Origin of the sequence: Hymenobacter rubripertinctus, assembly GCF_003583925.1 — a bacterium.
GTDB lineage: Bacteria > Bacteroidota > Bacteroidia > Cytophagales > Hymenobacteraceae > Hymenobacter > Hymenobacter rubripertinctus.
The window spans coordinates 1-11193 of sequence record NZ_QYCN01000064.1; the positions used below are offsets into that span (position 1 = coordinate 1).

The 11193-nt window shown below is 63.2% G+C and carries 11 protein-coding genes and 1 pseudogene; 8 read left to right on the forward strand and 4 right to left on the reverse strand.

Going from position 1 to position 11193, the window contains the following annotated elements; translation table 11 throughout:
- Nucleotides 1–603 precede the first annotated feature (603 nt).
- From pheT to D0T11_RS20890, 6 genes are all read left to right on the forward strand, one after another.
- Entirely contained in the window at nt 604–3066 is a 2463-nt protein-coding gene (pheT, locus tag D0T11_RS20870; RefSeq protein ID WP_119657750.1) for a phenylalanine--tRNA ligase subunit beta, read from the forward strand.
- A 151-nt stretch (nt 3067–3217) separates the two neighbouring features.
- Nucleotides 3218–3514 carry a hypothetical protein gene (locus D0T11_RS20875; RefSeq protein WP_119657751.1) on the forward strand — a complete coding sequence of 99 codons (297 nt, stop codon included), beginning with the start codon at nt 3218–3220 and terminating at the stop codon, nt 3512–3514.
- A gap of 41 nt (nt 3515–3555) precedes the next feature.
- Nucleotides 3556–3846: a cell division protein ZapA gene (locus D0T11_RS20880; RefSeq protein ID WP_119657752.1), complete on the forward strand. Its 291-nt coding sequence runs from the start codon at nt 3556–3558 to the stop codon at nt 3844–3846.
- A gap of 146 nt (nt 3847–3992) precedes the next feature.
- Nucleotides 3993–5690, forward strand: a complete 1698-nt coding sequence (gene rny / locus D0T11_RS20885; RefSeq protein ID WP_119657753.1) for a ribonuclease Y — start codon at nt 3993–3995, stop codon at nt 5688–5690.
- 118 nt (nt 5691–5808) lie between these two features.
- Entirely contained in the window at nt 5809–6111 is a 303-nt protein-coding gene (locus D0T11_RS22260) for a hypothetical protein (protein ID WP_147374769.1), read from the forward strand.
- 14 nt (nt 6112–6125) lie between these two features.
- Nucleotides 6126–6623, forward strand: coding sequence for a hypothetical protein (locus tag D0T11_RS20890; RefSeq protein ID WP_147374770.1), 498 nt, complete (start codon nt 6126–6128; stop codon nt 6621–6623).
- A 136-nt stretch (nt 6624–6759) separates the two neighbouring features.
- On the opposite strand, the gene D0T11_RS20895 is transcribed toward D0T11_RS20890, so the two are convergent.
- Nucleotides 6760–7293 (reverse strand): GNAT family N-acetyltransferase, encoded by a 534-nt coding sequence (locus D0T11_RS20895; RefSeq protein ID WP_119657755.1) that lies wholly within the window; start codon nt 7291–7293, stop codon nt 6760–6762.
- A 35-nt stretch (nt 7294–7328) separates the two neighbouring features.
- Complete coding sequence (locus tag D0T11_RS20900) at nt 7329–8732, reverse strand: mercuric reductase (RefSeq protein WP_119657756.1); 1404 nt, start codon at nt 8730–8732, stop codon at nt 7329–7331.
- 141 nt (nt 8733–8873) lie between these two features.
- On the opposite strand from D0T11_RS20900, the gene D0T11_RS20905 reads away from it, so the two are divergent.
- Both D0T11_RS20905 and D0T11_RS20910 read left to right on the forward strand, forming a co-directional pair.
- On the forward strand, nt 8874–9608 hold the full coding sequence (locus tag D0T11_RS20905) for a hypothetical protein (protein ID WP_119657757.1): 735 nt from the start codon (nt 8874–8876) through the stop codon (nt 9606–9608).
- 188 nt (nt 9609–9796) lie between these two features.
- The gene (locus tag D0T11_RS20910) at nt 9797–10531 is read left to right on the forward strand and encodes a hypothetical protein (protein ID WP_147374771.1); all 735 of its coding nucleotides are present in this window, start codon (nt 9797–9799) and stop codon (nt 10529–10531) included.
- Nucleotides 10532–10637: 106 nt separating this feature from the next.
- Here D0T11_RS20910 and D0T11_RS20915 read toward each other — a convergent pair.
- Together D0T11_RS20915 and D0T11_RS20920 are read right to left on the reverse strand one after the other, a co-directional pair.
- Nucleotides 10638–11042, reverse strand: a pseudogene (locus D0T11_RS20915) (IS1 family transposase); the annotation flags it as partial.
- A 15-nt stretch (nt 11043–11057) separates the two neighbouring features.
- On the reverse strand, nt 11058–11193 hold a 136-nt coding region (locus tag D0T11_RS20920), incomplete at its 5' end, for a transposase (protein WP_147374619.1).

The window sequence follows — 11193 nt, forward strand, 5'->3', positions numbered from 1 at the left end:
GTTGCGCCAAAAGTGCGGCGTGTTGGTGCGCAAGTCCTGCTCGTTTAGTCGGTGCGAGAAAATGCACCATACGCGCATCCAACTCGTCATCGACGAGCACAACCGTCGGTTAACGCCAACCTGAATCACCTCGCATTATACCACCGCCCGTTTTTCGTTGCTCGTTGCTCGTTTTTCGGGGCTGCTTCACCTTCAGTACCCAATCAGCCCCGAAAAACGAGCAACGAAAAACGACCTGCCACCGCAGATACCGGAAGCGACCTGCGTAACAGCAGTTAAGTAAATGGGCAAGGCGCTCTTGGCAGGGCTTGCGCAAAAAACCGGCGCTTCGCTGCCCCTTAAGTTCGCGCCGGAGGCCAGTGGCCCACTTCTGCGCAGGACCACATCTGCCCGGGCAGCGCGCTGCCCGGGCCGCTGTCTGGATAGCCGCGATTGGGCGGCGGGCGCAAAGGGCCACCAGCCGCCCGTTTCTGCCGCCCGCCCGAATCCGTACCTTTGCCGGCAATAAGGTGGCGGGTGTTGGCGGGCAGTTATCCGGAGCCGAGTAATCGGACCGTCTGCCACCCCCCCCCACCGACATCCTCCAACCGACTACTACCAACCATGAAAATATCCCTCGACTGGCTCCGTACCCTGATTGCTGCCGACCAACCCGCCGTCGAAATCGGCCAGCTACTCACCGGCTCGGGGCTGGAGGTAGAGGGCATTGAGGAGCTCGAAAGCGTGCCCGGCGGCCTGCGCGGCCTCGTGCTGGGCACCGTGCTCACCCGCGAAAAACACCCCGATGCCGACAAGCTCAGCCTGACCACCGTGGACGTGGGCGACGCCACTCCCCGCCAGATTGTGTGCGGCGCACCCAACGTGGCCGCCGGGCAGCGCGTGGTGGTGGCCCTGGAAGGCGCCATGCTCTACCCCACGGGCGGCGAACCGTTCAAAATCAAGAAGTCCAAAATCCGGGGCGCGGCCTCCGAGGGCATGATCTGCGCCGAGGACGAAATCGGCCTGGGCCAGTCGCACGACGGCATTCTGGTGCTCGATACCGACCTGCCCAACGGCACGCCCGCCGCCGACTATTTCGGCCTGGGCTCCGATTCGGTGTTCGAAATCGGCCTGACGCCGAACCGGGCCGATGCGGCTTCGCACTACGGCGTGGCCCGCGAGCTGCGCGCGTTGCTGCGCCAGCCCTGCCACCTGCCCGACATCAGCGGCTTCCACGCCCCCACCGAAGCGGCCCAAAATATTCGGGTGACTCTGGAGGACGCCGAAGCCGCCCCGCGCTACGCCGGCCTGCTGCTGAACAACGTGCGGGTGGGGCCTTCGCCCGAGTGGCTCCAGCGCCGGTTGCGCAGCATCGGCCTCGCGCCCATCAACAACGTGGTTGACGTGACCAATTTCGTGCTCCACGAGCTGGGCCAGCCCCTGCACGCCTTCGATGCCGACCAGATTGCCGGCCACCACATCCGGGTGAAGCGGGCCGCCGCCGGCGAAAAGGTGACCACCCTCGACGGCGTAGAGCGCACCCTGCGGGCCGAAGACCTGGTAGTTGCCGATGCTGCGGGCACCCCAATGGCGCTGGCCGGCGTATTCGGGGGCAAAACGTCGGGCGTGAGCGAAGCCACCACCCGCGTGTTTCTGGAAAGCGCCTACTTCCTGCCCGCCGCAGTGCGCAAAACCAGCCAGACCCACCAGCTCAAAACCGACGCCTCCTTCCGCTTCGAGCGCGGTACCGACCCCAACATGGTGCTGGTGGCCCTAAAGCGGGCGGCGCTGCTGCTCCAGGAAGTGGCCGGCGCTACCGTGGCCGCCCCCCTCGTGGATGAGTACCCCGCCCCCGTCGGCCACACGGCCGTGCGCCTGCGCCTGGCCCGGGTGGAGAAGCTCGTTGGCCAGTTCATCGCCCCCGAGCGCATCCGCCAGATCCTCACCGACCTCGATATCCTCATTTCTGAGGAAATAAGTATGAATTCCGGTCAGGCTCCCGAAGCGGCAATTCATAATTCCACAGAGTGGATGCTGTCGGTGCCGCCGCACAAGGTGGACGTGACCCGGGAGGCCGATGTGATTGAGGAGATTCTGCGCATCTACGGCTACAACCACGTGGCTTTGCGCCCCCACAACTCGGCTACCTTCCTGGCCCGGTTCCCGAATCCCGACCCCGAAATCATCCGCCAGAATACGGCCCGTTTGCTTAGCGGGCAGGGGTTTTCGGAGATTATCACCAACTCCATCACCAACTCGCAGTATTTCGAGCAGGTAGACCAGCCCGACGAAACGCTGGTTCATTTGCTCAACTTCAACAGTGCCGAGCTGAACGTGCTGCGCCCCTCCCTGCTGCCCAGCGGCCTGGAAGTGGTGCGCCACAACGTGAACCGCCGCCAGCGCGACCTGAAGCTCTACGAGTTCGGCAAAACCTACCGCCAGCTGCCCACCGGGGCATTCGAGGAGCAGAATCAGCTCGTCATCTACCTCACCGGCAACGCGGTGCCCGAAACCTGGCAGCAGAAATCTGATAAGAGCAGCTTCCACCAGCTGGCCGGCGCGGTGCAGCAGGTGCTGGCTTCGCTGGGCTTCCCGGCCCCTACCTCCCAGCCGGTGCAGCATCCCTACCTGGCCGGCGGCCTCACCCTGCTGGCCCAGAACCAGCCGGTGGCCCGCCTCGGGGCCGTGGCGGGGGCCTTGCTCAAACGCCTCGATGTGAGCCAGCCCGTGTGGTACGCCGAACTGGACTGGGACTGGCTGATGCGCAAGTACAAGAACGCGCTGGTGGCCCGCGAGCTGCCCAAGTTCCCGGAAGTGCGCCGCGACCTGAGCCTGGTAGTAGACCAGACCGTGACCTTCGACCAGCTCCAGCAGATTGCCCGCCGCACCGAAAAGAAGCTCCTGCAACAGGTAAACGTGTTCGACGTGTACGAGGGCCCCAACCTGGGCGACGGCAAAAAGTCCTATTCCGTGAGCTTCCAGCTCCAGGACCCCGCCCAAACCCTCACCGACCAGGCCATCGACGCGGTGATGAACCGGCTCATTCAGCAGTTCGAGCAGCAGGCCGGCGCCGTAATTCGGCGGTAGATTTAGTTGCGGGTTGTCAGTTGTTAGTTGTCAGTTGTTAGTTTGCAGGAGAGAACACACAACTTCCTGCTGAAATGTAGGCGGGCAACAGGTCAATTAGAACGCTTCTCCTGCCTGACAACTGACAACCAATATCTGACAACTAAGAAAAATGGCTTCCACCCAGCAGCTGGCCCAACTCGACCGCCTGGAGCGGCAGGTAACCACCTTAGTGGCTGCCTATCAGCAGTTGCGCGAGGAGCTGGCCGATTCGCAAACCACCGTGCAGCAACTCCGGGCGGATGTGCGCGACCGGGAACGCGAAATCAAGGATTTCCAGAATCAGGAGAATATCACTAAACTTGTCAATACCATAGCCGGAGAACCGGCCAATGTCAACGAGCTGAAACTTCGCCTAAACGAATACATCCGCGAAATAGATAAGTGCCTTGCCTATTTGAGGGAGTAACCACCACCGCAAACCACCCCCATTACTGCCCGTAACCCCTGATGTCCGATCTGTCTATCAAAATCCGCATCGCCGACCGGGATTACCCCATGAAGGTAAGCCCGCAGGACGAGGAGCGCCTGCGCTTGGCAGGGCGGCTGCTCAGCGAACGGATGAAGGAATTTCGCGACCAGTACGGCATTCAGGACAAGCAGGATCTGCTGGCCATGATTGCCTTATCAACGATGGCTGACCGCCTGAAGGTCAGCACGGAAAAGGATGGGACCGATGCGGCCCTGACCGAGCGCCTCGCGCGTTTGGACGAGCTGCTATCGGGCACGGTGCTGGTCTGACCCCGCCTCCAGCATAGGAGCGGGGCCGATTCGGCGTGAAGTAACAGCCCGGAGCGGGGCCGGGCGAATGGCCCGGCCACTGCGCGGGCATTTGGCGTTTCCAGCAGGCTGTGGGTTCTTCCTTTCCTAAAACCCCCTCTACGCTCATGTCTGAAACTCTTTATATCGTCCTGGCGGCGGTGCTGGCCCTCGGGGTTGGCCTCGTGCTTGGGCGCCTGCTGGCCGGAAAGGCCCGGCAGGATCACGAAGGCGATGCCAAGGCCCAGGCCCAGCAGATCCTGGCCGAAGCCGAAGCCCAGGCCACCCGTACCCGCGACGAGCGGATTCAACAGTCTAAGGATAAATTCCGCACCCTCAAGCAGGAATTTGAACAGGATAGCCGCCGCCAGAAGCAGGCCCTCGACCAGGAGCTGACCGAGCGCCGGGCCAGCGTAGTGGAGCAGGAGCAGAGTATCAAGCAGCTCTCGCAGACCACCCAGAAGCAACTCGACCAGGTCCAGCGCAAGGAAAAGGAGCTCGACGCCGCCAAGGAGCGCCTCGAAACCCAGGCCCAGCAGCAGCGCGAGAAGCTGGAGCAGCAGGAGGAAAAGCGCAAAGCCACCCTCGAAGGCCAGCTGGCCAAGCTGGAGCAGCGCGAGCAGGAAGTGGAAACCGAGCTGCGCGACATCCGCCAGCAGCTGAGCGAGAAAATCAGCGCCATCACCACCCAGCTCGAAACCATTTCGGGCCTCACCGCCGCCGAAGCCCGCGAGCAGCTCGTGGACGGCCTGCGCAACGAAGCCCAGATTCAGGCCAGCTCCTACATCAAGGACGTGGTGGCCCAGAGCAAGCTCACGGCCACCAAGGATGCCAAGAAAATCGTGCTCGAAACCATTCAGCGCACCGCCGCCGAGCACGCCATTGAGAACTGCGTCAGCATTTTCAACATTGAAAGTGACGATGTGAAGGGCAAGATTATTGGCCGCGAAGGCCGCAATATCCGGGCCCTGGAGGCCGCCACGGGCGTTGAAATCATTGTGGACGATACGCCCGAGGCTATCATCATCTCGGGCTTCGATCCGGTGCGCCGCGAAGTAGCCCGCCTGAGTTTGCACCTGCTGGTGAAAGACGGCCGGATTCATCCGGCCCGCATTGAGGAAATCGTGGCCAAAACCCGTAAGAACATCGACGAGGAAATCGTGGAAATCGGGGAGAAAACCATCATCGACCTCGGCATCCACGGCCTGCACCCCGAGCTGATTAAGATGGTGGGCCGGATGCGTTTCCGCTCCAGCTACGGCCAGAACCTGCTCCAGCACAGCCGCGAAGTAGCCAACCTGTGCGCCACGATGGCCGCCGAAATGGGCCTCAACGTGAAGCATGCCAAACGCGCTGGTCTGCTCCACGACATCGGTAAGGTCAGCACCGAGGAGCCCGAGCTGCCCCACGCCATTCTGGGCATGGAGATGGCCAAGAAGTACAAGGAGCATCCCGACGTGGTCAACGCCATCGGGGCCCACCACGATGAGATGGAGATGACGGCCATGATTTCGCCCCTGGTGCAGGCCTGCGACGCCATTTCGGGCTCGCGCCCCGGTGCCCGCCGCGAGATGATGGAAAGCTACATCAAGCGCCTCAAGCAGCTCGAAGAAACCGCCAACGGCTTCAAGGGCGTCAACCAGTGCTTCGCCATTCAGGCCGGCCGCGAGCTGCGCGTGATGGTGGACGCCGAGAACGTAACCGATGAGCGCGCCGCCGAGCTGAGCTACGAAATTTCCCAGAAAATCGAGAAAGAAATGCAGTACCCCGGCCAGATCAAAATCACGGTTATCCGCGAAATGCGCGCCGTAGCCTACGCCAAGTAGCCCGTCGCCTCATTACTGAAAAGCCCGCTGGCAGCACTTCCGGCGGGCTTTTTCGTGCGCCTTGCAACCGTCGGGCATCGGTTGGGCTCCTGTTGTCGTTCGACCGAATTATACAGCTATGGACCAACGCTACTCTTCTAGGCACCTGATACGCGTGGTGAACATTGCCCTGTCGGGCCTGGCAGCAGGTTTGCTGGCGGGCTGTTCGGTGTACGTGCCCATGCTGCCCGCCGCCCCGCAGCTCCGCGATAAAGGGCAGGTGGAAGTGCAAGCCAACTCTTATTTCAACCGGCGCTGGGAAGCCGGGGCGACGTACTCGCCCGACTGTTCGGACTGGTGCGGGCCGCTGGCGGCATCCGCACCAGTCCGAACAGTCGGGCCGACAGCGCCCGCTACGAAAGCAGCCGGCAGTACGAGCTAGCGGCTGGTGGGTACTTGCCCTTTGGCCGGAATGGGCTGGTGAGCGGGCTGGTGGGGTTCGGGCAGGCGCGTAGCGTGAGTGCGTATTCCGAGGGCGCCATTATTTGGCAGCCATACTACAATGATTTCCGGGCCCGCTACCACCGGCAGTTCGGCGAGTTGGCCGTGTCGTACTTCTTCCCGGGCCGCCGGTCGGGGCTTACGGTGGGGGCCGCCTACCGCCTGAGCGGAGTCCGGTTCGATGAGCTGACTTACAACGGGCAGCCGGTGGGCGTGCGACGCCTCACTCGCCACGAGCCCATGGCCTTCTGCCGGTTCGGCACCCCCGAAAGTGCCTTGCCCTGGCTGCAGGTTCAGCTGGCTCTCGGGGCTTCCAGCGAGCCACGGCGGGCTTTCGACCCGACCCGAACCTACGCCGAAGCCCGGGTGCGCGAGGGCATTCCGTACATGGCTGTGAGCGTGGTGCTGTTGCCACACCTGTTCCGTACCACCCCGGCCGAGCCGCCCCGCTGAGCTAAATGACCGGGGCTGGTATCTGCCGCGGCCGCTGGCGGACACCAAGGACGTTCGGTCGTTTACCTCCGTCGGACTCTTGATTTACCCGCACCGGTGCGGCCGGGCGGCCGAAAAATAAGCGGCAGCAGCTGTATTACGCTTGCCTATGGGGCGAACGGGCTTCCAGCCAAGCCGTCGGGACGCCCTCGTAGTCGAACTCGCTGACCTGGCGAAACCCAACCTTACCCAGCACTGCGCGGGAGGCCAGGTTGCGCAGGTCGGCGGTGGCGTAGAGCGCGGGCAGGTGCAGCACCTTGAAGCCGTAGGCCACGCTGGCCCGGGCCGCTTCCGTGGCGAAACCCCGCCCCCAGAACCGCCGGATGAATCGGTAGCCGACGTCGTGAAATCCTACGTGGCCGTTGAGGGGTTCCTGTACCAGTTTCAGACCGGCCCAGCCCAGGAATTCCCCGGTGGCCCGCAACTCCACGGCCCAGCGCCCGATGCCGTTGGTTTGGTACTGCTGCCGGACGAACTCGATGACGGCCGCGCTCTGGGCCAGCGTCCGGACCGGCCGGTTGCCCAGAAACCGGTGTACTTCCGGGTCGGAATCCAACTCAAACATACCCGCCGCATCCGCAGAGGTCAGTTCCCGCAACAGCAGGCGCTCGGTTTCTGCCAGGACTTTCATGGGGCAAAGAAAAGGAACTTACGCGGTTGCGGGGGCTACTGCCCGCGCCTGAGCCGCTGGAAGACGTTGTTGAGCACCTCGGCCCAGGTGGGGTGGGCAATAATCATATCCACCAGCTGCTGATAGCGCAGGTTGCCGGCCATGGCCAGCTGGAACATGGTCATGATTTCGCCGCCCTGCTCGCAAAGCACGGCCGCGCCCAGCAGCCGGTCATCGTCGCCGACCAGCACCTCCACGAAGCCGTCGGTCAGGCCCGTTTCATTGGCCCGGCCGATGGTGCTGGCGGGCAGCCGGCTCACCCGAAACGGGATTTTCTGCTCCCGGGCCTGCTCCTTCGAGAGGCCGATGCGGCCCAGCTGGGGCTCGGTGAACACCACGTAGGGCAGGGGCCGGCCGGTGGTCGGACGGGTCTGGTCGTGCAGCACGATGTCGCGCACGATGCGGTAGTCGTCGTAGCTGATGTGGGTGAACTGGGGGCCGCCCTTCACGTCGCCGAGAGCGTACACACCTTTGGCCGGCGTGCGTAGGTGCTCGTCTACCCGGATGTACCCGGCCTCATCGGTTTCGATGCCGGCCAGCTCCAGGCCCAGATCAGCGGTATTGGGCACGCGGCCGGTGGCTACGAGCAGGTGGGAGCCCCGGATGCGCCGCTCCCCGGCGGGCGTATCGGCCGTGAGCGTGAGCAGGCCTTCGGCGTTGCGCGACACGTGGCGGGCCTGGGCTTCCAGCACGAATTCCACCCCTTCCGCCTCCAGCAGCGCCTGCAAGGGCGCGCTCACGTCCGCGTCTTCGTGCGACATGATGGCCGGGGCCGTGTCGAGCACCGTGACGCGGGAGCCCAGGCGGCGGAACATCTGGCCGAATTCGACGCCGATGTAGCTGCCGCCCAGAATGATGAGATGCTCCGGCTGCTCTTTCAGGTCCAGCAGCAGCGTTTCGTTCGTCAGGTAGCCCGCTTGTTCCAGACCCGGAATGGGCGGTACGGCCGCCCGGGTGCCGGTATTGAGGAAAATGAGCGGGGCCGTGAGCGAGGTGCTGCCGGCCCCGTCGTTGAGGTCTGCGTGCAGCGTGTTCGGGGCCGTGAACCGGGCCCGACCCCGAACCAGGGTAATGTTGGCGTGCTCTTCGGTCAGATTGCGCTCAATGCCTGCCCGCGCTTTGCGCGTAATCCGGTCCTTGCGGGCCACTACGGCCGCGAAGTCCACGGTGGGCGGGGGTGTTTCGATGCCCAGCTCCCCGGCCGTACGCACCAGATGAGCCCGTTGGGCCGAGGCCAGCATAATTTTGGTGGGGGCACAACCGTAATTCACGCAGGAGCCACCCAGGTAAGTGCTTTCGATCAGGGCCACGCGGCGGCCGGCCTCGGCCAGGGCGTACGCCAGCGGGTTGCCGGCCTGACCGGAGCCAATAATCAGAGCGTCGTAGGATGTAGCAGACATAAATGCGAAGTTTGAGCAGCAGCCGGCTTCCAGTTTGGGGCGGCCCTGCCTCCTGTACGCAACTGTTAGCCGGCCGGCCGGGCAACGAAACCGGGTTTCGTGCGTTCTGCCTGCTCCCGCTCACTTTTTCCGGCTTCCATTATGCCCTTTGCACCCCGTGCGCTTCTCGTTTCGCTGTTGCTGCCGCTGCTGGCGGGTTGCGCTTCCCTCTACTTCCCACCCCCGCCCCAGGTGCCGCTGCTCACCCAGAAGGGCGAGTGGAGCGCCGGCCTGCACACCAACCTGAGCCAGAATACGGCCGTGCAGGGGGCCTACGCCGTGTCGGACCACCTGGGCGTGATGGGGTCGGCCTCGTTTCTGCACACCAACAAAACCAAGAAGGCCGAAGACCACGACTTCGGCGAGCTGGGCGTAGGCTACTTCACCCGCCTCTCCGACCACCGGGTGCTGGAAGTGTACGGCGGCTTCGGCCTGGGCCAGACCAAACGGGTGGAGCGCACGCCCGCCGAGGGCGTTACGCGTACCCTCGAAGCGGGCCTGAACAAGTACTTCGTGCAGGTCAACTATACCTCCAAGGACAAGAAAACCTACCACGTACTGGGTCGCGACTGGCCCGTGAGCTACGGTACGGCCCTACGCGCCAGCTACGTCACGCTCACCGATTTCCGCCTCAACGGCCAGCCCGCCTTCAACGAGGACAATATCTTCCTGGAGCCCATCACCTACACCCGCATCACCCTGCTCGGCCCCATCGATGCCCAGTTCATCAGCGGCAGCAACTTCGGCCTCAAGCACCGCAAGTTCCTCAAGGCCGCCAACTCCGTGTTCCAGTTTGGGCTGGTTGTGAACGTGGGCGGGCAGAGCGGGGGGAAGTAGGGCAGCGCCCGGGTCGTTTAAAAAGTCGGATAGCAACAGATGCGTTACTCGCTTTTCGGGGGGTGAAGGTGGCGGTTGGGCCACTTGGCTAGGATCTGAGCCGGTTGGCAAAGTCTGAACAGTGGCAATGCTGGGGTGGCAGGGCCAGTTAATCTGGGTTTCTTGGGACGGTTATCAGACTCCCGCCCATGAAACACTTGTTACTTACCAGCCTTACCATTCTCGGGCTCTCCGGTTGCGCCCTGTACGTGCCAACTACGGCCGTTATGCCGCTGGTAAAAGCGCGGCAGGAAGCCGAGCTTATCGCCCTTGTGCACCCATCGGCCCGGCTCGAATTTAAGGCCGCTTATTCGCCGTTACCCCATGTGGTAGTAAGCGGCACGGGCATGGCTGGGCTCTGGACCCGCGGCGAGCAGTACCTGCGCACCGGCCAGGGCGAGCTGGGACTGGGCGGCTACTGGCTGCTGGGTCGTAACGAGAATTGGCTCCTGAATACCACCGCCGGGGCGGGGCTGGCCCGCGTTCGGCGGCGCGACTGTTTTATTGGCTGCGACGAGCTGCGCGGCCGCTACGGCAAGGGCTTTGGGCAGGCGGGGCTGGCCTACGTGGGCGGGCAGGTCAGTACCAGTCTTACCTATCGGTTGTCGCGGGTGCGGTTTTCGCAGGTCCTTGATGATGAACGGCCAATAGCCGACTTCGGCCTTTTCCGGCACGACCTGACGCTGGCCGTGCGCTATCCGCTAAGCGTGGACAACGCCTGGTACACGCAGTTTGCGATGGGAAGCTCGTTTAGTAGCCGTCAGCCACCCAATGATTTCCAGCCCGCCGGTTCGCCATCCTACCAGCAGTGGTACGCCGGTGGGCTGCCCGCACTGTTAATGAGTTTCGGCATTGGCTGGCAGCCTCGCCCGCGGCCGCGGTAGCTGGGTAAGCTGCGGCAGATCCGCAGCTTACCCAGCCGCGATAAACAGTTGGCCACCCGGTTCCCGCTTGCCAAAACATATCGGCGGTGGTATAATGCGAGGTGATTCAGGTTGGCGTTAACCGCCGGTTGTGTTCGTCAATGACGAGTTGGATGCGCGTATGGTGCATTTTCTCGCACCGGCTGAACGAGCAGGACTTGCGCACCAACACGCCGCCCTTTTGGCGCAACGAACAGTTGATGGCCTCCACGATGCTCGTCTGGCCGCTACCTTTGGGGCTGGGCCGGTGCGCAGTAGCCGGAAACACGCCCCGGTAGGCCTCCCACTTGTCCGTGTAGTACCACGTATCTGTGCGGTAGTGCTCGGGCAAGGCGTCCCACAGGCGCTGCATTGTGGCCCGGCTCCGGTCACCGAGCACCCAGGCCACGATGCGGCGACTGGCCCGCTCCACGGCCAGCCACAGCCACACTTTGTTGCTTTTATAGCCCACAAAGGTCCACAGCTCATCTAACTCTAGGAGCTGTTCTCAATTAAGATAGAGGGTAATGACGCGTAAGCAGATGAAGGCATCAAATGAGCGGTCTAACTTATCGTAGCGCGTGGCAATACGCCGAAACTGCTTGAACTTACTGAATGTCTGCTCAATATGATGCCGCTTCTGG

Excerpts from the sequence above, each read along its gene's own strand:
- D0T11_RS20895 (WP_119657755.1), bottom strand. The coding sequence starts at position 7,293 with ATGAAAGTCCTGGCAGAAACCGAGCGCCTGCTGTTGCGGGAACTGACC.
- D0T11_RS20910 (WP_147374771.1), top strand. The coding sequence starts at position 9,797 with ATGAAACACTTGTTACTTACCAGCCTTACCATTCTCGGGCTCTCCGGT.
- rny (WP_119657753.1), top strand. The coding sequence starts at position 3,993 with ATGTCTGAAACTCTTTATATCGTCCTGGCGGCGGTGCTGGCCCTCGGG.
- D0T11_RS20880 (WP_119657752.1), top strand. The coding sequence starts at position 3,556 with ATGTCCGATCTGTCTATCAAAATCCGCATCGCCGACCGGGATTACCCC.
- D0T11_RS20905 (WP_119657757.1), top strand. The coding sequence starts at position 8,874 with ATGCCCTTTGCACCCCGTGCGCTTCTCGTTTCGCTGTTGCTGCCGCTG.
- D0T11_RS22260 (WP_147374769.1), top strand. The coding sequence starts at position 5,809 with ATGGACCAACGCTACTCTTCTAGGCACCTGATACGCGTGGTGAACATT.
- D0T11_RS20875 (WP_119657751.1), top strand. The coding sequence starts at position 3,218 with ATGGCTTCCACCCAGCAGCTGGCCCAACTCGACCGCCTGGAGCGGCAG.
- pheT (WP_119657750.1), top strand. The coding sequence starts at position 604 with ATGAAAATATCCCTCGACTGGCTCCGTACCCTGATTGCTGCCGACCAA.
- D0T11_RS20900 (WP_119657756.1), bottom strand. The coding sequence starts at position 8,732 with ATGTCTGCTACATCCTACGACGCTCTGATTATTGGCTCCGGTCAGGCC.